At 67.0% G+C, this 22,392-nt stretch carries 21 protein-coding genes and 2 tRNA genes; 13 read left to right on the forward strand and 10 right to left on the reverse strand.

All coding sequences use genetic code 11. The features are described from left to right. The first annotated feature begins 133 nt into the window (after positions 1-133). Complete coding sequence (locus QZ647_RS08370) at positions 134-610, forward strand: (2Fe-2S)-binding protein (RefSeq protein ID WP_291271718.1); 477 nt, start codon at positions 134-136, stop codon at positions 608-610. Beyond that, positions 607-2,703, forward strand: coding sequence for a molybdopterin cofactor-binding domain-containing protein (locus QZ647_RS08375; RefSeq protein WP_291271719.1), 2,097 nt, complete (start codon positions 607-609; stop codon positions 2,701-2,703). Before QZ647_RS08370 ends, QZ647_RS08375 begins: the two co-directional genes overlap by 4 nt. A 313-nt stretch (positions 2,704-3,016) precedes the next feature. Here QZ647_RS08375 and QZ647_RS08380 read toward each other — a convergent pair. Next, positions 3,017-3,093: transfer RNA gene (locus QZ647_RS08380), tRNA-Arg, on the reverse strand. Positions 3,094-3,246: 153 nt separating this feature from the next. On the opposite strand from QZ647_RS08380, the gene QZ647_RS08385 reads away from it, so the two are divergent. Both QZ647_RS08385 and QZ647_RS08390 read left to right on the forward strand, forming a co-directional pair. After that, positions 3,247-3,963 carry a hypothetical protein gene (locus QZ647_RS08385; RefSeq protein WP_291271720.1) on the forward strand — a complete coding sequence of 239 codons (717 nt, stop codon included), beginning with the start codon at positions 3,247-3,249 and terminating at the stop codon, positions 3,961-3,963. Positions 3,964-5,156: 1,193 nt separating this feature from the next. Then, positions 5,157-5,582 (forward strand): hypothetical protein, encoded by a 426-nt coding sequence (locus tag QZ647_RS08390; protein WP_291271721.1) that lies wholly within the window; start codon positions 5,157-5,159, stop codon positions 5,580-5,582. Positions 5,583-5,908: 326 nt separating this feature from the next. On the opposite strand, the gene QZ647_RS08395 is transcribed toward QZ647_RS08390, so the two are convergent. Next, positions 5,909-5,985: transfer RNA gene (locus tag QZ647_RS08395), tRNA-Arg, on the reverse strand. A 17-nt stretch (positions 5,986-6,002) separates the two neighbouring features. After that, the gene (locus QZ647_RS08400) at positions 6,003-7,235 is read right to left on the reverse strand and encodes an FAD-dependent oxidoreductase (protein ID WP_291271722.1); all 1,233 of its coding nucleotides are present in this window, start codon (positions 7,233-7,235) and stop codon (positions 6,003-6,005) included. A gap of 50 nt (positions 7,236-7,285) precedes the next feature. Between QZ647_RS08400 and QZ647_RS08405 the strand changes: the two genes are divergently transcribed. Next, on the forward strand, positions 7,286-8,506 hold the full coding sequence (locus QZ647_RS08405; protein WP_291271723.1) for an MFS transporter: 1,221 nt from the start codon (positions 7,286-7,288) through the stop codon (positions 8,504-8,506). 10 nt (positions 8,507-8,516) lie between these two features. On the opposite strand, the gene QZ647_RS08410 is transcribed toward QZ647_RS08405, so the two are convergent. Genes QZ647_RS08410 through QZ647_RS08425 form a run of 4 tightly spaced genes read right to left on the reverse strand, consistent with a single transcriptional unit; the run spans position 8,517 to position 11,177 of the window. Beyond that, positions 8,517-9,245, reverse strand: coding sequence for an SDR family oxidoreductase (locus QZ647_RS08410; RefSeq protein ID WP_291271724.1), 729 nt, complete (start codon positions 9,243-9,245; stop codon positions 8,517-8,519). After that, positions 9,242-9,880, reverse strand: coding sequence for a DUF502 domain-containing protein (locus QZ647_RS08415; protein WP_291271725.1), 639 nt, complete (start codon positions 9,878-9,880; stop codon positions 9,242-9,244). The genes QZ647_RS08410 and QZ647_RS08415 overlap by 4 nt, the downstream gene beginning before the upstream one ends. Next, complete coding sequence (gene pgsA, locus QZ647_RS08420) at positions 9,877-10,524, reverse strand: CDP-diacylglycerol--glycerol-3-phosphate 3-phosphatidyltransferase (protein ID WP_291271726.1); 648 nt, start codon at positions 10,522-10,524, stop codon at positions 9,877-9,879. The genes QZ647_RS08415 and pgsA overlap by 4 nt, the downstream gene beginning before the upstream one ends. Positions 10,525-10,559: 35 nt before the next feature. Beyond that, positions 10,560-11,177 carry a hypothetical protein gene (locus tag QZ647_RS08425; protein WP_291271727.1) on the reverse strand — a complete coding sequence of 206 codons (618 nt, stop codon included), beginning with the start codon at positions 11,175-11,177 and terminating at the stop codon, positions 10,560-10,562. 16 nt (positions 11,178-11,193) lie between these two features. On the opposite strand from QZ647_RS08425, the gene queG reads away from it, so the two are divergent. Together queG and speA are read left to right on the forward strand one after the other, a co-directional pair. Beyond that, a complete protein-coding gene (gene queG, locus QZ647_RS08430; RefSeq protein ID WP_291271728.1) occupies positions 11,194-12,138 on the forward strand; it encodes a tRNA epoxyqueuosine(34) reductase QueG in 945 nt (314 codons plus the stop codon). 91 nt (positions 12,139-12,229) lie between these two features. Continuing rightward, positions 12,230-14,119, forward strand: a complete 1,890-nt coding sequence (speA, locus tag QZ647_RS08435; RefSeq protein WP_291271729.1) for a biosynthetic arginine decarboxylase — start codon at positions 12,230-12,232, stop codon at positions 14,117-14,119. 4 nt (positions 14,120-14,123) lie between these two features. Here the strand turns inward: speA and QZ647_RS08440 are convergent, their stop codons facing one another. Then, complete coding sequence (locus QZ647_RS08440) at positions 14,124-14,603, reverse strand: nucleoside deaminase (protein ID WP_291271730.1); 480 nt, start codon at positions 14,601-14,603, stop codon at positions 14,124-14,126. Positions 14,604-14,643: 40 nt separating this feature from the next. Continuing rightward, positions 14,644-15,126 (reverse strand): DinB family protein, encoded by a 483-nt coding sequence (locus tag QZ647_RS08445; RefSeq protein ID WP_291271731.1) that lies wholly within the window; start codon positions 15,124-15,126, stop codon positions 14,644-14,646. 121 nt (positions 15,127-15,247) lie between these two features. Between QZ647_RS08445 and QZ647_RS08450 the strand changes: the two genes are divergently transcribed. Together QZ647_RS08450 and QZ647_RS08455 are read left to right on the forward strand one after the other, a co-directional pair. Continuing rightward, the gene (locus tag QZ647_RS08450; protein WP_291271732.1) at positions 15,248-16,135 is read left to right on the forward strand and encodes a 3-hydroxyacyl-CoA dehydrogenase family protein; all 888 of its coding nucleotides are present in this window, start codon (positions 15,248-15,250) and stop codon (positions 16,133-16,135) included. Between the two features lie 24 nt (positions 16,136-16,159). Next, the gene (locus QZ647_RS08455; RefSeq protein WP_291271733.1) at positions 16,160-16,510 is read left to right on the forward strand and encodes a hypothetical protein; all 351 of its coding nucleotides are present in this window, start codon (positions 16,160-16,162) and stop codon (positions 16,508-16,510) included. On the opposite strand, the gene purD is transcribed toward QZ647_RS08455, so the two are convergent. Then, positions 16,511-17,815, reverse strand: coding sequence for a phosphoribosylamine--glycine ligase (gene purD, locus QZ647_RS08460; protein WP_291271734.1), 1,305 nt, complete (start codon positions 17,813-17,815; stop codon positions 16,511-16,513). Between the two features lie 198 nt (positions 17,816-18,013). On the opposite strand from purD, the gene QZ647_RS08465 reads away from it, so the two are divergent. The 4 genes from QZ647_RS08465 to QZ647_RS08480 all read left to right on the forward strand — a co-directional run bounded on the left by QZ647_RS08465 (position 18,014) and on the right by QZ647_RS08480 (position 22,390). Continuing rightward, positions 18,014-18,808 carry an energy transducer TonB gene (locus QZ647_RS08465; protein ID WP_291271735.1) on the forward strand — a complete coding sequence of 265 codons (795 nt, stop codon included), beginning with the start codon at positions 18,014-18,016 and terminating at the stop codon, positions 18,806-18,808. Positions 18,809-18,870: 62 nt separating this feature from the next. Next, complete coding sequence (locus QZ647_RS08470) at positions 18,871-21,003, forward strand: TonB-dependent siderophore receptor (protein ID WP_291271736.1); 2,133 nt, start codon at positions 18,871-18,873, stop codon at positions 21,001-21,003. 3 nt (positions 21,004-21,006) lie between these two features. Then, on the forward strand, positions 21,007-21,624 hold the full coding sequence (locus QZ647_RS08475; protein ID WP_291271737.1) for a PepSY-associated TM helix domain-containing protein: 618 nt from the start codon (positions 21,007-21,009) through the stop codon (positions 21,622-21,624). Between the two features lie 196 nt (positions 21,625-21,820). Continuing rightward, positions 21,821-22,390, forward strand: coding sequence for a hypothetical protein (locus QZ647_RS08480; RefSeq protein WP_291271738.1), 570 nt, complete (start codon positions 21,821-21,823; stop codon positions 22,388-22,390). Positions 22,391-22,392: the final 2 nt, after the last annotated feature.

The following is a 22,392-nucleotide window of genomic DNA, read 5'->3' on the forward strand; positions in this document are numbered from 1 at the left end:
ATGAGACGGCCCTCGCCAATTCCCTGGCCTCGATTTTCGGGAGGACATCATCTTCTATCCTCAGCCTTGATCTTCGGTTTCAAGAATAGAATGGGACATCCCCGCGCCATGCACTCTTCCCGGGAGGTTCCCGATGAACGCCACCGTCTCATTCACGCTGAACGGCAAGCCAGTCACCGTCGCGAGTCCCCGTGATCGCATGCTGGTATGGGTTCTGCGCGACGAATTGGGGCTCACGGGCACCAAGGTGGGCTGCGAGGCCGGACTCTGCGGAGCCTGCACCGTGCTCGTCGACTTCGAGGCGGTGCTCTCCTGCTCCACGCCACTGGGAGATGTGGCTGGGAAGTCGGTGCTCACCATCGAGGGCCTGGCCCATGACGGGAAGCTGAATCCGGTTCAGGAAGCCTTCCAGGAGCACCACGCCTTCCAGTGCGGCTACTGCACCTCCGGGATGATCATGGCCGCCTGGGCCTTCCTGAAGAAGAAACCCAAGGCCACGAGAACCGAGATCGTCGAGGCCATGGAGGGGAACATCTGCCGCTGCGGGGCCCATGTGAGGATCCTGGACGCGGTCGAATCGGCAGGCAAGGCCATGGGAGGTGTGCGATGAGGCGCCGGGACTTCCTCCAGGGCGTCGCTACTGGCACGCTCACCTTCTTCTTCGCCACCCCCGCCGGGGCGGCGCCCATCGTGCCGACCCGACCCGGCACCTACCCCGAGGACTTCAATGCCTACCTGAAGATCTCGGCCGACGGCCGCGTGAGCTGCCTGGTGGGGAAGGTGGAGCTGGGGCAAGGTGCCATGACCGTTCTGGCGATGCTCGTCGCCGAGGAACTGGAGCTGGATCCCGCCCAGGTGGACATGATCCTGGGTGACACGGACCTTTGCCCCTGGGACATGCCCACCGGCGGCTCCCTCACCATGTGGCATACGGCCCCGGTCCTGCGGGGCGCCGCGGCAGAGGCGCGGGCCGTGCTCCTGCGCATGGCCTCCAAAGCCCTGGGCGCCCCGGTCTCAGACCTGGCTCTGAAGGATGGCGCCATCTGGGTGAAGGCGGTCCCCGCGCGCCGCACCACCTTTGGCGAGCTGGTCAAGGGTCGGAAGATGGAGCGGCACCTGGGCAAGGTCAAGCCCAAGCCCCTCTCGGACTGCACGCTGATCGGGCGCCGCGTCCCCCGCAAGGACGCCCTCGCCAAGGTCACCGGCGCCGCCAAGTATGCGGGCGATCTGCGCTTTCCCGGAACGCTCCACGCCTGCATCCTGCGGCCCCCGGCCCACGGCCTGGCCCTGACCACCGCTGACACGGCGGCCGCCGAACGGATTCCTGGCGTCCGCGTCGTGCGGGACAGCACCCTCCTGGCCGTGCTCCACCCTCAACCCGACACCGCCCGCAAGGCGCTCGCCCTCGTGAAGGGCACCTTCGAGGGGACCGAACCCGATGTGGACGATGTGCGGATCTATCAGCACCTCGTGGACAAGGCAGCGCCCGGGCAGCGCGTGGTGATCTCCCGCGGCGACATCGCGGCGGGTGAGAAGCGGGCCGCCACCGTGGTGGAGGGGGAATACCGCAACGCCTACGAAAGCCACGCCACGCTCGAACCCCACACCTCCGTCGCCAAGTGGGAAGACGGCCGCATGACGGTCTGGGCCTCCACCCAGTCGCCCTTCGTCTTCCGCGACACCGTGGCCGAGGCTCTCAAGCTGGGCCCGGACAAAGTCCGCATCATCGCCCAGTTCGTGGGGGGCGGTTTCGGCGGCAAGCTCGTGGGCCCCGGGGCCATCGAGGCCGCCCGGATCGCCCGTCAGGTTCCCGGCGTGCCCATCCAGGTGGCCTGGAACCGTGAGGAGGATCTCTTCCTGGATGGCTACCGGCCGGCCGCCGTGGTGAAGCTCCGCTCCGGCCTGGATGCGGGGCGCGGCGCCATCACCTTCTGGGACAGCAGCGTGGCCGGCGTCTCCCAGGGTGAGGCCGAGCTCGCCTACGAGATGCAGTCGAACCGGTACCAGGCCCCGGCGGTCCCCAACCTCCATCCCCTCAAGGTCGGCGCCTGGCGCGCCCCCAACGCCCACACCAACGCGTTCGCCCGGGAAAGCCAGCTGGATGCCCTGGCGGCCAAGGCCGGCCTGGATCCCGTGACCCTTCGTCGCCGCCTCATCACCGAGGCCCGCCTCCTGCGCCTCCTGGACTTGGCGGTGGAGACCTTCGGCTGGGAGCCCGCCCCCGGGCCCACGGGCCGGGGCATCGGACTGGCCTGCGGGGCCTGGCGCCAGGGCCTCGTGGTGGCCGTGGCCCAGGTGGCCGTGGACAAGACCACGGGCAAGGTCACGACGAAGCGCTTCCTCGAGGCCGTGGATGTGGGCCTGGTGGTGAACCCCGACGGGGCCCGCCAGCAGGTGGAGGGCGCCATCACCATGTGCATCGGACAGGCCCTCAGCGAGGAGATCCACTTCAAGGGTGGCCGCATCCTCGACAAGAACTTCGACACCTACCTGCTGCCCCGCTTCTCCGCCATCCCCCGCATCCAGGTGGTGTTCGCGGACAACGCCACCTCCGTCACCCAGGGCATCGGCGAGCCCCCCGTCGTGCCCGTGGCCGCCGCCCTGGCCAACGCCGTGTTCGACGCCACCGGTGCGCGGGTCACCCATGTGCCGTTCACGCCCGAACGGGTCCTCGAGGCCCTGAAGCTCGTCCCTGCGAGCTGACACGATCCGGTGATTTCAGCGCCCGTTCCAGTCCCATTCCGGCCCACCCGGCAGACCCAGGTGCTCGCTGACTCTGCTTCCCAAATCAACGGTCCCGTTTTCAGGGAGGACATCAGAGCTGCACCCGCGAAAGGCCAGCAAAGGCGAGGGGAAGCGTCTCCCCGGTGTCCCATTCCTTGCTTTGCACCTCGATTGCACCCGCCACGCTTTGAACGATCCACTTCGAGGCGAAGGGGCGGATGGCTTGAAAGATAGGTGGACGCAAGAAACCCCCGTCAGCACAAGGCTTCAGGGGGTTTGCAGGTCTAGCGAGTGGTGGTCCCGGAGCGACTCGAACGCCCGACCCTCAGATTCGTAGTCTGATGCTCTATCCAGCTGAGCTACGGGACCGCATTGAAAGAACCCTTTATATCACAGGGTTTACCCGACGCAACCACCCCACACCATGAGCCCCGACTCCACGAGTTGCACCTCTATTGCACCTGGAGCCTCCAGCCGGTCAGTCGAAGTCCTCCCCTTCCCTCCCCATCCCCGGAGGGAAACATGGCTGGCTTCAAGAACGGGCTCCAGAAGGTCGGAGACGTTTACCACTATTGCTTCAGGATCAATCGGAAGCAGTTCAAGGGCAGCACACGCGCCCATGACCACCAGACGGCAAAGAAGATCCTGGAGAGCAAACGCCAGGAAGCTCTCCTGGGTAAGCCGTCCGTCCAAAAGGAAGCCCCCGCCTTCGCCGCCCTCGTTGAGGACTGGCTTTCGACTCATGCCCGAACCACCTCGACTGGTCACCTTCGAGGTGTAGAACACATCTCCCGAATCTGGTTGACGCCGCACATTGGCACCTACCGCATCGACCAAGTGACTCGCGGGATGATCCTCGAAACCCGATCCCGAATGCTGGAGGCGGGGAGATCCATGGCGACTGCGAACCACCTGCTCAGGGTGGTGAAACTGTTGTGGAATCATGCAGTCGCCGCAGAATTCATTGAGTCGGTCCCCTTCAAGGTCAAACCGCTCCGGGTTCAGAAGAAGCCCCGACCGACAGTCCCTGCGTCGCGCGTCCCAGAGTTCCTTGCTGCCGTTGACGCCAAGAGTCATGCGCCTCAGATCGCCGTGATGCTCAAGGTCATGCTCGGGCTGCTGCTCATATCGAACGATGGATCGGTGAACCTCTTGCGGGAAGGAATGCTGCTCAGTTGCTCGAATCCTATGAGGTCCGCCTTAAGCAAGTGGCAGGTTACTCCTGGCAGCACGGTGTGAGCACAAGCCCTATCCCGGGTGCTGAGTACGTCTGGGTAGAAGGTGAATATCATCTGATCTTCGCCTCACACTGCTCGACCGAAGTTGCATCAAAAATATGGAAGGGCGTATGCCGTCGTGCGCGGCGAGATCAAGGTCCATCGCTATTTGACGGGCTCGACACCTAACCGATGAGAGTAGGGCGTTGACGTTGCCGAGGGGTTCAGACTGTTTGCCCTAAGGTTGCAACGGACTTCTGATTAGGCAAAAAGGGCGTCAAATCACCGGGTTTTAGGGCAGCGGTGCTCGGGGTCTGACCCTGTTGATTTTGGACCTCAATTTGTCAGGCGATCTGCGGAAAGAGATATCAAATCGTCGGCGCTAGAGGGCGGAGAGAAACTCTAATTTAAATATATTGTTATCATCACTTGCGCGATCAATAGATGCTGCGAACTTTACTCCTGGGGACATTCGTTGCCCAACCCATGGAGACCCAATGGACCGCCGGACCCGATACGCCGAACTCGTTGCCCACAGAAAATCGCATCGCTTCCCCGATCTGCTGCTGAATCCTGCCGAGATCCGTGGCGGAGTATTCGACTCCCCACACCTCGGTCCGTGGACCTGCTGGCAGGGTGACATCAACGCTCAAGTAGTCATCGTCGGTCAGGATTGGGGAGACCTGCCTTACTTCCTCAGGAATGAGGGGCGTGATGATGAACGCGAGCAAACCTGCACGAACCTGAGATCCATGGCGCTTGCTGCCGGGTGGGATTTAGGCAGTCCTCGCAATCCCAAATCCCAACCCCTCTTCTTCACCAATGCCGTCCTCGGGATTCGAGCGGAGAAGGGCAAATCAGGCACCCCGCCCGCTGAATGGGTCGAAGACAGTCTTCCCTATCTAGCGGGGGTCCTTGGCATCGTCCAACCCCGTGCGGTGGTGTCGCTGGGGACAGCGGCATATCGTGCGACGAGATTGGCGCTTTACGGGCGAGGGCGGGATGCCCAGATCCCAATTGGTGCTCCTCTCGGTCAGGTCCACCAACTCGGTCCGATCCAACGCCCAGGGAAGCCTGTCTGGTTCCCCTTCTACCATTGCGGTCCCCTCGGACTGGTCAATCGGTCCCGAGAGTTGCAACTGGGAGATTGGCAGAGACTAGGCGCGTGGATATCTCAGAATGGATGATGGAAGTTACAACAGTCAGGAGACATCCATGGAGTATTGGGTCCTCAACACCGACGAGGCGGAACTAGAGGGGCAAGGTGCAGATCGGAAAATGATCTCCAGATCATGCGTCGCCGCATGGGGCGAGAGATTCGGAGCAGAGGCAAAGCTAAGTCGTCCAGAAGAGGGGGACAAAGTATTCCTGTACAAGAAGGGGGTCGGGATCATCGCGAAGGCAACCTTCGACCACAGCGGACCCTACCCCTCCAATGACATCTTCGGTATGCAACACAAGGGCGAGTTCAGTCGAAAGATTACCGACCTAAAGACAAGTCCGGTTCGCCCCCTGTCCTGTGCGGCGATCGAGTCAGAAACCGGCAGCAGCTTCCGTCCCTTACAGACCATATTCCGCATTAAGAATCCAGTGATCGCCCAGTTCCTCGATGACAGTTTCGAGGTGGCGAAGCAGAGGTAGGTCCGGGGTCGGTTAGTAGGTGGACCACCCCTGCTAGTTTCGTCTCGGTCCTGGAGCAAGTCTCAAAAACCCCTCCCGGGGGGTGGGAGGCACGAGAGGAAGGGTTGGAAGCCTAACCGCCAACCCATTTGCACTCCCCGGCTACCGTCATCCAGCGCAAACCTAGCAACCATGCGGATTTAGAGCGATTTTCACTTGCACCTCTATTGCACCTGACCTACATTGAACCTACAACTTCGAGGCGAAGTGGTGGATCTTCGACAAACCGGCTGAACATGGAAAAGCCCCGTCAGCACTAGGCTTCAGGGGCTTTGTATTTCGTTGAGTGGTGGTCCCGGAGCGACTCGAACGCCCGACCCTCAGATTCGTAGTCTGATGCTCTATCCAGCTGAGCTACGGGACCGCACTGAAGAAATGATTCTACCGGATCTCCGCCGGCTGTCCATCCCAAAGCCTCAGAGGCTCGGTCCTGGAGGCTTCGCAGCTGATCCCGGTGAGGTCCGTGGCCAGCTGATCCATGAGGGCCCGGGCCGTGGTGAGCTTGCCGCCCAGCACGAGGGTGAGGTTCTGGAAGCGGGCATGCCGCTCCAGCACGGCCTCGCGGCTCAGGTGGGTGGTGGCTCCGCCCGCGGCCACCAGGGGCCGGACGCCCAGCTCCTCGGCGCGCACCGGCAGGCCCCGCCAGGGAATGGCCGGCAGGCAGGCTTCCAGGGCCTCGAACAGCTCGGCCCGCTCGGTCTCGACGATGGGCACCCATCCGTCGTCCACCTCCCGCTCCGTGGTGCCCACCTGGAGCCTCCCGTCCCGGGGAATCACGAAGAGGATGCGGCCCTTGGGCCGGCGGATGGCCCAGGGCCGCTCGCAGCCGGGGACCGCGTCGAACCAGAGGTGGATGCCGGATGACAGGCGCAGCCGCTTGCGGCTTTCCCCGAACCACTGGGCCATGGCACCGTCCGTCCAAGGCCCGAGCGCGAAGACCCAGCGGCGCGCGGTGAGCCGACGGGCCATCCCGTCCCTCCGGTCCCGCAAGCGCAGGGACTTCAGGCTGGTGCCGGCGTCCTCGAAGCCTTCCGGTTCGTGGAAGTCGAGGCGGAGCGCCGCGCTGGAGGCGGCGAGGTCCCGCGTCAACTCGCGATCCCAGGTCATGAGGTCGGCGTAGGCCGTGGCGCCGCCGAAGGGCCCCCGGGCGCTGCGGGGATCCGCCTCGAAGGCCGCCCGCGGCACATGGCCCAGGTGGAGAGCCGGCGGCCAACCTGGGCGCTCCGAACCCCAATGGTCGTAGAGCCCGATGCCGATCCGGTGGGCCAGGCCCTCCAGCCCGAACCGATGGGGCATCCAGAAGGCCTCCCAGCGACAGCGGTGGGGCGCGATGTGCGCCCAGGTGGCGCGTTCGGCAAGGCCCTCCCGCATCTGGCGGATGTCGCCCGTGAGCATGTAGCGGATGCCGCCGTGCAGCAGCTGGCTGGACCACTGGCTGGTGCCGCCACCCACCTCGCCCTTGTCCACCAGCGCGCAGGATACACCCCGCAGCGTCAGCTCCCTGGCCAGCGCCGCGCCGTGGATGCCGGCGCCGAGAATGGCCACTTCCACTTCGAGCGCGGGGGGCAGGCCGCAGGTGCCTTGGGGTGGCGCGGGCCAGGGGCTGTCGGTCATGGGTACCTCAGAAGCAGTGTGCCGCGTCCCTGTGATTCAATGAAGCCACCATGAACCTGACGCGCCTCCGTTCTGTCCTGAACCTCACCGTCCTGGTGGCTGCTCTCGGCTACTTCGTCGACATGTTCGACCTGCTGCTCTTTCCCATCGTGCGCCAGCCGAGCCTGACCGCCCTGGGCGTACCGCCCGGCCTGCAGATTGAGGTCGGCGCCAGCCTGCTGAACTGGCAGATGGCGGGCATGCTGCTCGGCGGCATCTTCTGGGGCGTGCTGGGCGACAAGAAGGGGCGGCTCTCCACCCTCTTCGGGAGCATCGCCCTCTATTCCGTGGCGAACCTCGGCAACGCCTTCGTCCAGTCGGTGCCGGCCTATGCCATGTGGCGCTTCCTGGCGGGGCTGGGACTGGCAGGGGAACTGGGTGCCGCCGTCACCATGGTCTCCGAGATCCTTCCCAAGGACCTTCGCGGCTACGGCACGGCCATCGTGGCGGCCGTGGGGATCTTCGGCGCCGTGACGGCCAAGCTGGTGGGGGACTTCTTCCCCTGGCGCGTCACCTACGCCGTGGGCGGCGGCCTCGGCGTGGCCCTGCTCTTCCTGCGCGTGGGCATCCGCGAGAGCTTCATGTTCGCGAAGACGCACGAGGCCACGGTGGCCCGCGGCGACTTCCTCAGCCTCTTCACGGACTGGGGCCGCCTGGGGCGCTATGTCCGCTGCATCCTCATCGGCCTGCCCACCTGGTTCGTGGTGGGCATCCTCATCACCTTCTCCCCCGAGTTCGCCCCGGTGTTGAAGGTGACGGGCCCCGTGAGCGCGGGGACCGCGGTCGCCTTCTGCTACACAGGCATCACCCTCGGCAGCGTGCTGAGCGGCTTCCTGAGCCAGGCCTGCCACACCCGCAAGAAGGTGGTCGGCTGGTTCGTGGCCGCGGCCCTGGCGGGCGTCGGCGTCTACCTCACCGCCCGGGGCCTGACGCCGGGGCTCTTCTACCTGCTGGCGGGCTATCTGGGGCTGGCCACCGGCTACTGGGCGGTCTTCGTGACGGTGGCCGCCGAGCAGTTCGGCACCAACCTCCGGGCCACGGTCGCCACCACCGTGCCGAATTTTGTGCGTGGCGCTGTCCCCCTCATCACCGGCGGTTTCCTGGCCTTCCGGAGCTCTCTGGGCTTGGTGGGGTCCGCCTGGGCCGTGGGCCTCATCTGCTTCGCCCTGGCCTTCGGGGCCCTGTGGGGCCTGCCGGAAACCCACGGCCGGGACCTGGACTTCGTGGAATAGCCAAGCGGGTCTAGTAGACGGCGTCCGCCCCGCCATCGATCGGGATCACGGTCCCGGTGGTCCACCCGCTCTCGCCGCCCAGCAGGTACGCGGCCAAGGCCGCCACCTCCGTTTCCGTGCCCAGGCGCTTCAGGGGATTCACGGTGGACAGCTCCGCGAGGTAGCCCGCGGGATCGGCGCTCGCGGCCAGGCGGGCCTCCACCATCGCCGTGCGGATGGGGCCCGGCGCGAGGGCGTTGCAGCGGATGCCCCTGGGCGCCCACTCCAGGGCCAGCACCTTCGCCAGCATGTGGACGCCGGCCTTGGCCACGCTGTAGGCGGCGCTGTCGGGGATGGCCCGCAGGCCGATGTTGGACCCCACCAGCACCACGCTGGCGCCATCCTTCAGCCTCGAGCCCAGATGGTGGGCCATGAGCCAGGGGCCGCGCAGGTTGGCGGCGATCATGGCGTCGAAATCCGAGATCGAGGTGGATTCCACCGAGCCCGTCAGGAGATGGCCCGCGTTCAGGAACAATCCATCGAAGGTTGGGCAGTCCCTGGCGAAGGCCGCCACCGCCGCCTCGTCCGAATGGTCGAAGGCCGCGTGGAGCGCGTCCGGCAGGGTCTCCTGAAGGGCCTCAAGGCGGCGCCCCACCAGCACCAGGTCCGCCCCACGATCCTTGAACAGCCGGGCCGCCACCCGCCCGATGCCGCTCCCGGCACCCGTGACAAGGAGGCGCCTGCCCTGGAGGGCGCTCAAGGCTGCTCCGGGGCCCGTCCGATGGTGCGGGGAGCCCGGGCCGGCACCACCACACCACCGCTCACGGCCCAGGTCAGCGCCTGATCGGCGCTCAGATCCACCGGACGGACCTTCGTGGTCTCGATCATCACGACATAGCCCGAGGTCGGATTCGGGGCCGTGGGCACATAGACCGCCACCATGGATTCCCCGCCGGCCACGGCCCAGGAGCAGTCCCGATGGGCCACGAAGCCCAGCGTGAACGAGCCCGGGTGCGGCCACTCGACGAGGACCACCTCCTTGAAGCTGCCGCCCTGCCCCGACTGGATGGCCCCCATGAGCTGCCGTGTGGCCCCGTAGATGGTCTTGACCACGGGAACATGCATCATCAGCTCGTCCAGCCAGTCCAGCAGCTGGCGCCCCACGAAGTTGCCCACCAGGGCTCCCACCAGCAGGAGCAGCAGGCCCGTGGCGAGGGCCGAAAACAGCGCCAGCCCCCAGGTCGGGGGATCGGGAAGCTGGATCGCGTGGGCCAGCCAGGTCAGCGGCCCCCGGAAGATGCCCACCAGCGCGTTGAAGATGCCCTTGAGGATCCAGACGGTCACCACCAGGGGGAGCAGCGTAAACAGGCCGGCGACGAGGTATTTGCGGATCATTCAGAGTCCTTGTGCCCGGTGAGGCGGCCGTCTTCGGCCATGATGCGGGGTCCCACCACTTTCCAGAATCCGTGGAAGTACGACATCGCGCTCCAGATGGCCAGGATCACGGCGCCCCAGAGCAGCAGCACGCCCATGCCCCAGAAGAAGCTGTAGGGCCGGTTGAGCTGGATGAACAGGTGGAAGATGTCCTTGTGGGTCCACTCGTAAAGCCAGTAGTCGAGGCGCGGACCGAGGATGAGGCAGGAGATGGCCGCCACCTGGAAACCCATCTTCCATTTCCCGATGGTGCCCGCGGGGATGGTCATGCCCTCCTCGCTGGCAATGCCGCGCAGCCCGGTCACGGCGAACTCCCGGGCCAGGATGATGAAGGTCATCCACGCTGGAGCCAGATTCAGCTCCACCAGGGAGATCAGGGCGCCGGACACCAGCAGCTTGTCCGCCAGGGGATCGAGCAGCTTCCCCAGCGTGGTCACCTGTTTCCAGCGCCGGGCGAAGTAGCCGTCCAGGGCATCGGTGATGGAGGCGGCCCAGAAGACCAGTACGCCGATGACCTCGTGGTTGGTCACCTTGGTCATGAGGACCACGACCAGGACCGGGACCATGAGGATCCGCGCAAGCGACAGGAGGTTGGGCAGGTTCATGGCGGACGGTCAGCTCCGCTTCCAGCCTACCGCGATTACAGGACCGTGACCCCGCCGCGCGCCAGCAGCTTCTGCCAGACCGCATCCGCCATGAGCTCGAACCTATCGGCTCCGGTTCCATCCCCGATCCCTGTCCCCGCCCCCGCCCCCGCCCCCGCATGGGCGAGGCTCGCCGCGGAGACTCGCACGGGGATGCCCCGGGCCTGGAGTGTCTCGAAAGCTGCCACTGCCAGGGGATCCTCGAGCAGTTCCACGGCCTGGTGGGCGAGCCCAACCCAGGGCGTGCCCGAATCCAGGTGCGATAGGGTCTCCAGGAGCAGGCGCCGGCCCAGGGCCCGGTCCCCCGGCGCGAAGGCACTGCGGAGCAGGAGCACGGGCGGGAGGGCGGGCGGGGCCGGTGGCGGGGGGGCGCTGGCGGGAAGGGGAGACGGAACCGCCCCCGCGGCCACCAGCAGCTCCCACTGGGGGCCCTGCTGCACCAGCCGGGCCACGCGGCCCTGCTTCTCGAGAAAGCCGGCCACATTGATGCGCAGCATCTCGTCCTCGCCGAGAATGCGCAGAGGCACCCCGGGCTGTTCGGCCAGAAGCGAGCGCAATTCCAGCAGGGCCTGGAAGACCGTGACATCGAGCAGTTCGAGGGTGAGGATATCCATGGGAGGTGGCCTTCGCGTGCCAGTTGAACACCCGGATCCACTGGCGTTCAAGGCCTGGCTTCGCTCCGAGGCCCTTTCCGCGGGTTTCGCCCGGGTGGGCTTCGCCGACAGCGGGCCCTTCGAGGCCGAGGGGGCGCACCTGGAGACCTGGTTCGCCCAGGGCCGGGGGGCCCTGCTGCCCTACTTGGATCCCACCATGCTCTTGGATCCCCGGGCCTTATGGCCCCAAGCCCGCTCGGCCCTGGTGGGCTTCTTCCCCTACGCGCAGCCCGGGGCCATCCCGGGCGCGGCCCCGGACAGCCTGAAATTGAGCCGCTACCTGTGGGGACCCGACTACCACATGATCCTGAAGCCTCGGCTGGCCCGGCTGCTGGAGGCCGCCCAGACCCGATGGCCGGACCTGGAGGGCCGCGTCTGTGTGGATACGGCGCCGCTGCTGGAGCGTCAGCTGGCGGCCCGAGCGGGCTTGGGCTGGCAGGGCAAGCACACCCTTCTCATCGCCGGCAAGGACGGCTCCTGGGGCTTCCTGGGCGTACTGCTGCTGTCCGTGGACCTGCCGCCGGATGCGCCCTTCCTGACCGAACAATGTGGGTCGTGCACGGCCTGTCTGGAGGCCTGCCCTTCCGGAGCCCTGGAGCCCTTCCGGCTGGATCCGGCCCGCTGCCTCACCACCTACACCATTGAAACCGAGGCCGAGCCCCCTCCTGACATCGCCACGGCCCTGGCCAGCAGCCGCTGGGCAGCGGGCTGCGACGCCTGCCAGGAGGTCTGCCCCTGGAACCGGGCGCCGGTCTGGGGCGATCCGGCCCTCTGGGGCGGCCCCAGCCCCCTCCACACCCGGGCTTCGGCGGACCTGCCCCGAGGCGCGGCCCAGTGGCGAAAGCTCACCCGGCGGACGGCCCTCCGGCGCGTCCGGGACCGCCATTGGCGGGCCACGCTGATCCGAATCCTCGGGGCCTGATATTTTCATTGGAAATGTTGGGTTTTTCCCATATAAACGAACTTCCGGCCAAAGGTGGCCGCCCCGGTTTGAGGAGGCCCCTCGGATGCCCATGAAGCACTGGACGGTCCAGGACGCCGTGACTTTGTACGGCGTGAAGGAATGGGGGAGCGGCTACTTCGGCGTCAATGCCAAGGGCCATCTGGAAATCACCCCCACCAAGGACGAGTCCCTCAGTTGCGACGTCTACGAGATCGTCCAGCATCTGAAGAAGAAGGGCATCCGCACTCCCGTGAACCTGCGCTTCCCGCAGGTGCTGGCCCACCGCGTCGTCGAGGTCAACGAGGCCTTCCGCCACGCCATCATCGAGTTCGGCTACGAGGGCGGCTACCAGGGCGTCTACCCCGTGAAGACCAACCAGACGAAGGAAGTGGTCGAGGAGATCATCCGGGCCGGGAACAAATATCACTACGGGCTGGAAGCCGGCTCCAAGCCCGAGCTCATGATCGCCCTCAGCCTGGACCTGCATCCCGAGGCCCTGGTCCTCTGCAACGGCTACAAGGACGAATCCTTCATCCGCATGGCCCTGCTGGCCCGCAAGGCCGGCCGCAAGGTGGTCATCACCGTCGAGAAGATGACGGAACTGCCGCTGATCCTGAAGGTGGCGAAGGAATTGAAAGTGGAGCCCCTCATCGGGCTGCGCGCCAAGCTCAACGCCCAGGGCAGTGGCAAGTGGGAGACCAGCGCCGGGGATCATGCGAAATTCGGCCTCACCACCCGCGAGATCCTCGACGCCATCGAAGTCCTGGAGAAGCGCGACCTGCTGGACAGCATCATCGAGCTGCACTTCCACATCGGCAGCCAGATCACGGACATCCGGAAGATCAAGTCGGCCATGAAGGAGGCCACCCGCATCTACGCCAAGCTCCGCAAGATGGGCGTGCCCATCCGCTACCTCAATGTCGGCGGCGGCCTCGGCGTGGACTACGATGGCAGCAAGACCACCTTCAGCAGCTCCATGAACTACACCATCGCCGAGTACGCAGCCGATGTGGTCTACACCACCAAGGACATCTGCACCCAGGAGCAGGTGCCCATGCCGGACCTGCTCAGCGAGTCGGGCCGCGCCATCGTGGCCTACCACGAGGTGGTGGTGGTGGACATCATCGGCCTCATCGACACCACGCACACCAAGTACTCGGTGACCCTCACCGGGAACGAGCCCCAGATCCTCAAGGAGCTGGCCTACACCCGGGACAACATCTCCGTGAAGAACTTCGCCGAGATGTACCACGATGCCATCACCCAGAAGGACGAACTGCTCACGCTCTTCAACCTGGGCTACCTGGGCCTCGAGGATCGCAGTAAGGGCGAAACCCTGTTCTGGGAGGTCTGCCGGAAACTCTCCCGCATCCTCAGCAGCAAGAGCCTGAAGTATGTGCCCGAGGAATTCCAGGATCTCAACAAGAGCCTGGCGGACAAGCTCATCGCCAACTTCAGCATCTTCCAGTCCATGCCCGATCACTGGGCCATCGAGCAGCTCTTCCCCGTCATGCCCATCCACCGGCTGAAGGAGAAGCCCGCCCTGTCGGCCACCCTGTGCGACATCACCTGCGACAGCGACGGAAAGATGGAGAAGTTCATCGACCTGAAGGATGTCCGCGACGAGATCCCCTTCCACGAACCCCGGGGCGGCGAGGCCTACTATGTGGCCTTCTTCCTCACGGGCGCCTACCAGGACATCCTGGGCATGCGGCACAACCTCTTCGGCGCGCCCAATGAGGCGCACATCGTGGTCCACGAGGACGACACCTTCAAGGTCCAGCACATCGTGAAGGGCGACACGGTGGACCATGTCCTCCGCAGCGTCCACTACGATCCCGATGTACTCATCCAGGGGCCCCAGACCAAGCGCAAGGCCAGCGCCAAGAATGATGCCGCCGAGGCCCTCCGCGCCCTGCTGACGGAAGAGCGGAAGCTCCACACCTACTTGGAAATTTGAGCCTTCAATAGCGGACCTTGTCGGTCTTCCGGTCCCAGGCCCGGAAGACTTCGAGGGCCTCGTCGCGCAGCAGCTGTTCCGCAGGGAGGCTCCGTTCCCCGGGGGGCAGCGCCACTTCATGGTAGAGCCACGCGTCGTCGAACTGGATCGCCGCAGCGTCCGCGCGGCCGTTGGCGTACCAGAGGCGATCCAACCGCGCCCAGTAGATGGCGCCCAGGCACATGGGACAGGGCTCGCAGCTGGTGTAGATCGCGCAGCCCCGCAGCTCGAAAGTCCCGAGCCGCGCACAGGCCGCGCGGATGGCCACCACCTCCGCGTGGGCCGTGGGATCGTGGCCGGAGGTCACCCGATTCCAGCCCTCGCCCACGATGGCGCCATCCTTCACGACGACCGCGCCGAAGGGGCCGCCCGCCCCCTCCTCCATGTGGATGCGGGAAAGCTCGATGGCCCGCCGCATGAACCTGGCATCGGCCTCCGTCTCCATGGCGCATCCCCCGAATAGGTCCGCACCATTGTCTCACCGCTCAAGAATCCCAGCGTGCCTCGGGCTTCTGCTTCCACAGCCAGATGATGTAGTCCACATTCTTCGGCGCCGCCCCCAGAGCCTTGAGGCAGGTCATGTTCTGCCCACGGTGGTGCTGGGTGTGCAGGCAGACCTGGACCAGCGCGTCCGTCACGGACACCAGGCAGGGCGGATCCGGGAACCAGGGCACCTGGACGATGCGAGCGAGCGAGGCGTCGTCCAGGCTGCGGCCCAGGGCCCGGAAGACCTCGTGGCTGGCCTGGCAGCGGAGCCATAGATCCCCGAAAGCAGGCAAGGGGCGCTCCTCCATGGGCACCCCTTCCCCCTTGAGGAGTTTCAGGAAGGCCTCCTGCACATCCACCAGGTGCCCCACCCGGGTGCGCAACTCGGAATCGTCGCGAACCTGTGACTTGCCCCAGGCATGAAAGAACATCGCATCCGCCCAGGCCTGGTGGCCGAGCAGATCCTTCAGCAGGCCGATCATGGTCCCTCCCGGGATGGTCGGATTCTAGCGAAAGAAACCTACCGCAGGTCACCATCCTGTCCCAAACCCATCCGGTGGAACATGGAGACCACACCATCACCATTCCATCAGGGAGCTCGATATGGACATCCAGCACATCGGCATCGTCGGCTGCGGACTTATGGGCTCGGGCATCGCTCAGTGCGCCGTGGAGGCCGGCTACCAAATCTGGGTGAAGGAGGCCGACGAGCCGCTCCTCGCCAAAGGGCTGGCCCGCATCCAGGGCGCCTGGGAGCGCGCCGTGGCGAAGGGCAAGCTGACCGAAGACCAGAAGGCCGGCCTGGGCCGCCGCTTGAACGGCACGACCACCTTCGCCGCCCTGGCAACCTGCGACCTGGTGGTGGAGGCCGTGCCGGAGCGCATGGACCTCAAGCTCCAGACCTTCGCAGAGCTGGACCGCGTGCTGGGCCCGGATGCCCTGCTCTGCACCAACACCTCCAGCCTCTCCGTGGCTCAGATCAGCCCGGCCCTCTCTCCACACCGGCTGGGCCGGCTGGCGGGCCTCCACTTCTTCAACCCCGTGCCCGTCATGCCCCTGGTGGAAGTCGTCCGTACCCTGGCCACGGGTGAAGACACCCTGGCCACCCTGCGGGCCTTTGTCGCCAAGCTCGGCAAGACTGCCGTCCTGGCGCCGGACGCCCCGGGGTTCGTGGTGAACCGCCTGCTGGTACCCTACCTGCTCGACGCCATGCGCTGCGCCGAGCAGAAGCTGGCCACGGTGGAGGACATTGACACGGGCATGAAGCTGGGTTGCGGCCACCCCATGGGACCGCTGCACCTGAGCGACTTCATCGGCCTCGACACCATGCAGAGCGTGGCCGAAGTGCTCTTCGAGGCCTTCGGGGAGCCCCGCTTCAAGGCCCCCTCGGTGTTGCGCCAGCTCGTCGCCGCCGGGCGCCTGGGCCGGAAGTCCGGCTCCGGCTTCTACCGCTGGGAGGGCGAGAAGCGGCAGGAAGCGCTGCCCCTGTAACCCAACCGTTGTAGTCTGTCGGCCATGCTGGACCTGCTGCTCATTCCCGCCGCGATCCTCCTGGCCTTCGCGCTGCGCGCAGTGCGTCGAGGGGACCACCGCCTGCATGGCCACCTCATGGCGGCCACCGTGACGGTGCTCCTCCTCCGGGTCGTCCTGCATCCCCGGGCTCTGGCCAGTCACCATCTCGCCCTGTGGCTGACCCTCCTGGTCGCGGCCGGGACGACCTTGCTCCTGGGCCGCGCCGCCCTGGCCTGGCGGGAGGGGCGCAGCGAGCGCGCTGCGATCCCGCGGGTCCACCGCACCGCCGGCGCCCTCACCCTCGCTTTGACGGTCCTCACGCTGGCCGTGTGGTTCCTGCGGGACCGGCGCTGATCACCAGGGATCCTGAACGGTCTTCCCCGCCTCCGCGTGCTTCAGGGCCTTGAGGCCGATGTCGTGGCGCACCTGCATGCCGGGCCACTGGACCTGCGGCAGGGCGGTCTCGATGGCGGCCCGGGCCGTGGCCAGATCGGGCGCGGAGGTGGCCAGGTTCAGCACCCGGCCACCATGGGTCAGCCACTGTCCATCCTGCTTCCGGGTTCCCGCATGGATCACCGTGACGGCGGTGGGCGCGATGGAGATGGGCACGCCCTTCTTGGCCCCTTCCGGGTAATCCTCGGCGGCCAGCACCACCGTGATGGCCGTGTGGGGCTTGAGCTTGAGGTTGCGGGAGACGAGGCGGCCTTCGGCGACTTCCAGCAGCAGGGCCGTCAGATCCTCGTCCAGAAGCTGCATGAGCACCTGGGTTTCCGGGTCGCCGAAGCGCACATTGTACTCAAGCAGCTTCGGACCTGCGGCCGTCCACATGACGCCGAGGAACAGCACGCCCCGGGCCTTGAGGCCATCGCGCTGCAGTCCCTTCACCGTCGGCTCCACCAGCACCGTGCGCAGGCGCTGGACATCCTCGGCCCGCAGGAAGGGGATGGGCCCGAAGGCCCCCATGCCGCCGGTGTTGGGACCCCGGTCGCCCTCGAAGATGCGCTTGTGGTCCTGGCAGGCGGGCAGCACCGCAAACGCGGCGTGATCGGCATCCACATCCACCAGCACATGCAGGGACAGCTCCATCCCCACCAGGGGCTCTTCGAAGACCACCGTGCGGCTGGCCTCCCCGAACTGGCCGGCCATGAAGGCCCGGAAGGTGGCCAGGGCCTCGCGCTCGGTCTCGGCCAGCACCACGCCCTTCCCCGCCGCCAGGCCATCGGCCTTCAGCACGATGGGATAGCCGTGCGGCCAGGCGTGGATGAGGGCTTCCCCTTCGGCCTGATCGGTCACGGTCCAGCTGGCGGCGCAGGGAATGCCGTGCCGTTCCATGAAGGCCTTGGCCACCGCCTTGCTGCCTTCCAGCCTCGCCGTCTCGGCATCGTGCCCGAAAACCGGGATGCCCAGGGCCCGTACCGCGTCCGCCACGCCTGCCACCAGGGGCAGCTCCGGCCCGGCCACCACCAAGTCCGGGCGGTTTGCGGCACACCAGGCGGCCACGCCCCGGGCATCTTCCAGATCCAAGTGGACGCAGGTACCCAGCTCTTCCAGGGCATCGCTCCCGGGGGCCGACACCAGCTCCACCAGCATCGGGGAGGCTTTCAGCTTCAGGGCCAGCGCGTGTTCCCGGCCGCCAGAGCCGAGGAGCAGGATCTTCATACCGCCTCCAGCCCTTCAGTATCCAGGAAAGGTCCCCATCCCCGAAACCGGCGAACGCCGGCTGGCGGCCCTCTGGGCATTTTCGGGGACGGAGACCTGCGTCACATCCGTCGCGCCCGAGCGGAAAACCGTTGACACCGGATCCGGTCGTCCCTAATTTATCAATATTGAGACTAAGTCTCACTCTTGGAATGAGCCATGCTCCAGACCCTCCCGATCCCTTTTGCCGCCCGGACCCAACCCGAGACCCGGGAACCCAAGCCCTCCCTGGAGGACCTGGTCTACCGGGCCAGCCTGGTCGCCTCCGATGCGCCCCTCCGCCGCGGGGACCGGAAGCGGGTGCTGGGGTTGAGCCTTGCCGTCTATGGTCTGCTCGGCGCGGCGGGCCTGATCCTCAGCGCCCGCTCAGCCACGGCGCTGATGGCGCCATCCAAGACCGTGACCATCAGCCTGCTGGAAGAAGCGCCCCTGCTGGCGCCACCGCCCCCTCCGGCGGGCGCCCAGGCCACCCGCAGCACCGGCCAGACCTCGACCACACCCCAGGAACCGCAGGTCGCCCCCGTTTCCACGCCCAGCTCGCCTGTGGAATCGTCCCTGCCCGCGAGTACCGTGCCGACTCAGGGCTCGGGCCCCGGCGTTCCCGGCGGCGTGGCTGGGGGTGTCGCCGGCGGAACGGTGGGCGGGGTCGTCGGGGGAACGGTCGGGGGCATCGTGCCGCCGCGCTTCGACGCGGCCTACCTGCAGAACCCCCCTCCCGATTACCCCTCGCTCTCCCGCCGCCTGGGGGAAGAGGGTCGGATCATCCTCCGGGTGCTGATCTCCCCCGAGGGCCTGCCCCGGGATATCCAGCTCCAGGCCAGCAGTGGCTTCCCCCGCCTGGACCAGGCGGCCCTCCAGACCGTGCGCCGATGGCGCTTCGCCCCCGCCATGCGCGGGGAGGAGCCCCTGGCGGCCTGGGTCCTCGTTCCCATCCGCTTCAACCTCGAGTCCTGATCCCAGGATCCCGCGCCACCCACCGCCAACATCCCCAATCACCCGCCCCATCCGGAGCCATCATGCTTCTCGCCCGAGTTCTGCCTTGCGTCGCCGTCCTGTCCGCCCTGGGCCACCCCCCCGTCCGGGCCCAGGAACCCACCAAGTCGGACGCTCCCGCCCCCACCCTGTCCGAAGTGAAGGTGAAGGCCACCAAGGTCAAGCCGGAAACGCGTGAGTACCAGGCGGTGACGGTCCGCACCGCCACCAAGATCGAGGCCCCCCTCAAGGACATCCCCCAGACCGTGGATCAGGTGCCCGCGGCCCTGCTGAAGGATCAGGGGGCGCGCTCCCTCCAGGACGCCCTCAAGAATGTGCCGGGCGTGGGTTTCAGCAGCGGCGACGGGCAGCGCGACCAGGTGAGCATTCGCGGCTTCACGGCCATCGGCGACCAGTTCGTGGACGGCATCCGCGACGACGGGCTCTACTTCCGCGACCTCAGCAATGTCGAACGCGTCGAGGTGCTGAAGGGGCCCGCCTCCGTGCTTTACGGCCGCGGCTCTTCCGGCGGCATGATCAACCGCATCACCAAGCAGCCAGACGGCCTCGCCCTCCGCGAGGTCGAGCTGACCGCCGGCACCTTGGGCCAGCGCCGCGGCAGCTTCGACCTGGGCGGGGCCGCGGCCGGGACCAACTACCGCGTGACCGGGGCCCTGGAGGATTCCGGTGGATTCCGCAACCAGTCCTTCCTGGAGCGCCAGGCCCTGGCGCCCTCCTTCGGCTGGCGATTCTCCAAGGACACCCGGCTCACCGTCCAGTTCGACTACCTGCGGGACAAGCGCGTCACGGATTTCGGTCTTCCCGGCCTCCTCAGCACGGGCCGCCCCGTGGAGGTCCCCCGCGAAACCTACTACGGATCCGCCAACGCCCGGAAGGACGACTACAGCCGGTCGGAAGTCTTCGGCACCACCGTCACCTTCGAGCACCGCTTCAGCTCCAGCCTCAGCCTCCGCAACGCCATGCGGGCCTACGACTTCGACCTGGACCGCCACAACACGCTGGTGGGCAGCGTGAACGAGGCCGCGGGGACGGTTTCCCTCACCCATGGGGATCTGCGCCGCCAGGAACGGGGCGTCTTCGATCAGCTGGAGCTGGTCCAGCGCCTCTCCACCGGCTCGATCCACCACCAGCTGTTGTACGGACTGGAGATCGGCGTCCAGCGCAAGGGCGCCCGCAACTTCTCCTTCGCCAACGCCGTCACCGTCTCCCTCTACGACCCCGTCCTGAAGCCCCTGCCCGCCTTCAACTACGCGGTGCCCGCCGGCGACAGCCTGAGCCACCAGAAGAGCCTCAGCGGCTATGTGCAGGATCTCGTCGAGTTCACGCCGCAGTGGAAGGCCCTCGTCGGTGCGCGGTGGGACCGCTTCGACCAGTCCACCCAGGACTTCAAGATCTTCAAGACGCTGGAGCGCACCGATACGGCCTGGAGTCCCCGCGCCGGGCTGGTCTTCCAGCCCACGGAGATCCAGTCCTACTACCTCTCCTTCAGCCGCAGCTTCCAGCCTTCCGCCGAGCTCCTGGCCCTGGCCGCGAACAACACGGCCATCGACCCCGAGCGCACCCGCAACTGGGAGCTGGGCGCCAAGTACGACCTCTTCGCAGGCAAGGGCGCGGCCACGGTGGCCCTCTTCAACCTCGAGCGCACGGGCATCAAGAGCACCGACCCCGCCAACCCCACCCTCCTCATCCCCGTGGGCACCCAGCGGACCAACGGCCTGGAAGCCAGCCTGGGCGGCGAGATCGCCGAGGGGTGGCGGATCCGCGCGGGCTATGCCCACCTGGACGGCCGCATCACCGGCTCCACACCCGGCACCAAGGTCAGCGGCGTGGCCATCGAAGGCCACCGCCCCAGCCTCACGCCCCTCGACAGCGGCAACCTCTGGATCAACTGGGACATCAACCCCGGCTGGGGCGCCGGCCTCGGCCTGAACACCTCCGGAGACCGGTTCGCCTCGAACAGCAACCTGGTGCGGCTGGGTTCCTACACCACCTTCGACGGGGCCGTCTATTACCGGACCACCCGCTGGGATCTGGCCCTGAACCTGAAGAACCTCACCAACCGGAAGTACATCGCCGCCGGTCACGGGGCCAGCGACCTGCTGCTGGTCCCCGGGGCGCCCTTCAGCGCCGACCTCAGCCTGCGCCTGCGGCTCTAGCCGATGACCCGCCCCCGCCGCTTCCTCGTCTGGCTTCGCAAGGTCCACGCCTGGGTGGGCCTGGCGGGCGCAGCCCTCGGCCTCCTCTTCGGAACCACCGGCTTTCTGCTGAACCATCGGGCGGTCCTGAAGGTTCCGGGAGGCCGCATCGAAACCGAGAGGATCCAGCTGGAACTCACTGAAGCCCCGGCCTCACCCGAGTCCCTGGCCCGGGACCTGGCCCTCCGCTTCGGTTTCGCGCCCGAGCGGGCCCGCTGGCAGGTCCAGCCCGCGAAGCCGGTGCGGTTCAGTGGGGCTCCCGTCACCACGGCCGGCACCTGGACCATCCTCCTGGGCACCCACCGCCGCCAGGCCCGCGCCACCTACCTGCCGGGCAACCGCACGGTGGATGTGGAGGCGCGCCGGGCCGACCTCGTCGGCACCCTCCAGCGCATGCACAAGTCCGATGCGGGTCACGCACCCTGGATCCTCCTCGCAGACGCCTTCGCGGGAGCCCTGGTCTTCCTCACCGTGAGCGGAACCCTGCTTTGGACCCGCCTTGCCGGTGAGAGGATGCTCGCCATCACCCTGGCGGCGGGCGGCTTCCTGACCCTGATGCTGGTGGCCGCCCTGGCCTGGTAGTTCCCACCTCCGGCTCGCCCCTGACGGGCGCCCCTTCGCCCGGCCACGGATCGGTTCGCCCCAGATCCGTGGCCCCGAAGGGGCGTCCTGCGCATGTTGATCGGCGTCATCCCCGCCCGTCGGACCGCCGCTCCGGGCTCCCATTCCACTCGCCGCTGGCGCTCCGGCTCCGGCGCCCTTCCCGTTCGGAGGCAACATGAACCGCATCTCGACATCCCTCGCTGTGGCCGTGGCGGCCTTCGCCGGCCTGACGCTCCAGGCCGAGGACTTCCAGCCGCTCATGAAGGCCACCCGCACCACCTGGCCCGAGAAGCAGCACATCGGCGTGATCTGCGACTACAACGCCAGCCAGGCCCAGGTGATGGCCCTGGCGAAGGCCGCGGGCGAAGGCTCGCTGATCACTGTGGCGGACACCCGTCGGCCCGAGTATGCCGCCTCGGCGGCTCACCTGATCGCCAACCACAAGGCCGACTACCTGGTGCTGCTCCCCGGCGACCGCCCGTTCCGGGATGGTTCCTTCGGCGCCACCCTCGCCATCAGCCAGCTGGGCCTCCGGGGTGTGCCCGCCATCGGAACCACGGCCGTGGCCCTGAAGCAGGGCGCGGTGTTCAGCGTGGGTGATGGCACCCAGGGCGAAGTGCTCGTCACGGACCGCCTCATCGGCACCGTGGATGTGATCCTGCCCAACCGGGCCCTGGCCCAGAAGGCCTCCCTGGTACTCCGGCAGGAGGGCATGGCCACCATCGCAGTGCACAGCGCCGAATGACC

The sequence above is a fragment of the Geothrix sp. genome, from assembly GCF_020622065.1.
Classification (GTDB): domain Bacteria; phylum Acidobacteriota; class Holophagae; order Holophagales; family Holophagaceae; genus Geothrix.

What these genes read in the sequence shown, in the direction of transcription:
- QZ647_RS08370 (WP_291271718.1), top strand. Translation starts at nt 134, where the DNA reads ATGAACGCCACCGTCTCATTCACGCTGAACGGCAAGCCAGTCACCGTC.
- QZ647_RS08375 (WP_291271719.1), top strand. Translation starts at nt 607, where the DNA reads ATGAGGCGCCGGGACTTCCTCCAGGGCGTCGCTACTGGCACGCTCACC.
- QZ647_RS08385 (WP_291271720.1), top strand. Translation starts at nt 3,247, where the DNA reads ATGGCTGGCTTCAAGAACGGGCTCCAGAAGGTCGGAGACGTTTACCAC.
- QZ647_RS08390 (WP_291271721.1), top strand. Translation starts at nt 5,157, where the DNA reads ATGGAGTATTGGGTCCTCAACACCGACGAGGCGGAACTAGAGGGGCAA.
- QZ647_RS08400 (WP_291271722.1), bottom strand. Translation starts at nt 7,235, where the DNA reads ATGACCGACAGCCCCTGGCCCGCGCCACCCCAAGGCACCTGCGGCCTG.
- QZ647_RS08405 (WP_291271723.1), top strand. Translation starts at nt 7,286, where the DNA reads ATGAACCTGACGCGCCTCCGTTCTGTCCTGAACCTCACCGTCCTGGTG.
- QZ647_RS08415 (WP_291271725.1), bottom strand. Translation starts at nt 9,880, where the DNA reads ATGATCCGCAAATACCTCGTCGCCGGCCTGTTTACGCTGCTCCCCCTG.
- pgsA (WP_291271726.1), bottom strand. Translation starts at nt 10,524, where the DNA reads ATGAACCTGCCCAACCTCCTGTCGCTTGCGCGGATCCTCATGGTCCCG.
- QZ647_RS08425 (WP_291271727.1), bottom strand. Translation starts at nt 11,177, where the DNA reads ATGGATATCCTCACCCTCGAACTGCTCGATGTCACGGTCTTCCAGGCC.
- speA (WP_291271729.1), top strand. Translation starts at nt 12,230, where the DNA reads ATGAAGCACTGGACGGTCCAGGACGCCGTGACTTTGTACGGCGTGAAG.
- QZ647_RS08440 (WP_291271730.1), bottom strand. Translation starts at nt 14,603, where the DNA reads ATGGAGACGGAGGCCGATGCCAGGTTCATGCGGCGGGCCATCGAGCTT.
- QZ647_RS08445 (WP_291271731.1), bottom strand. Translation starts at nt 15,126, where the DNA reads ATGATCGGCCTGCTGAAGGATCTGCTCGGCCACCAGGCCTGGGCGGAT.
- QZ647_RS08450 (WP_291271732.1), top strand. Translation starts at nt 15,248, where the DNA reads ATGGACATCCAGCACATCGGCATCGTCGGCTGCGGACTTATGGGCTCG.
- QZ647_RS08455 (WP_291271733.1), top strand. Translation starts at nt 16,160, where the DNA reads ATGCTGGACCTGCTGCTCATTCCCGCCGCGATCCTCCTGGCCTTCGCG.
- purD (WP_291271734.1), bottom strand. Translation starts at nt 17,815, where the DNA reads ATGAAGATCCTGCTCCTCGGCTCTGGCGGCCGGGAACACGCGCTGGCC.
- QZ647_RS08465 (WP_291271735.1), top strand. Translation starts at nt 18,014, where the DNA reads ATGCTCCAGACCCTCCCGATCCCTTTTGCCGCCCGGACCCAACCCGAG.
- QZ647_RS08470 (WP_291271736.1), top strand. Translation starts at nt 18,871, where the DNA reads ATGCTTCTCGCCCGAGTTCTGCCTTGCGTCGCCGTCCTGTCCGCCCTG.
- QZ647_RS08475 (WP_291271737.1), top strand. Translation starts at nt 21,007, where the DNA reads ATGACCCGCCCCCGCCGCTTCCTCGTCTGGCTTCGCAAGGTCCACGCC.
- QZ647_RS08480 (WP_291271738.1), top strand. Translation starts at nt 21,821, where the DNA reads ATGAACCGCATCTCGACATCCCTCGCTGTGGCCGTGGCGGCCTTCGCC.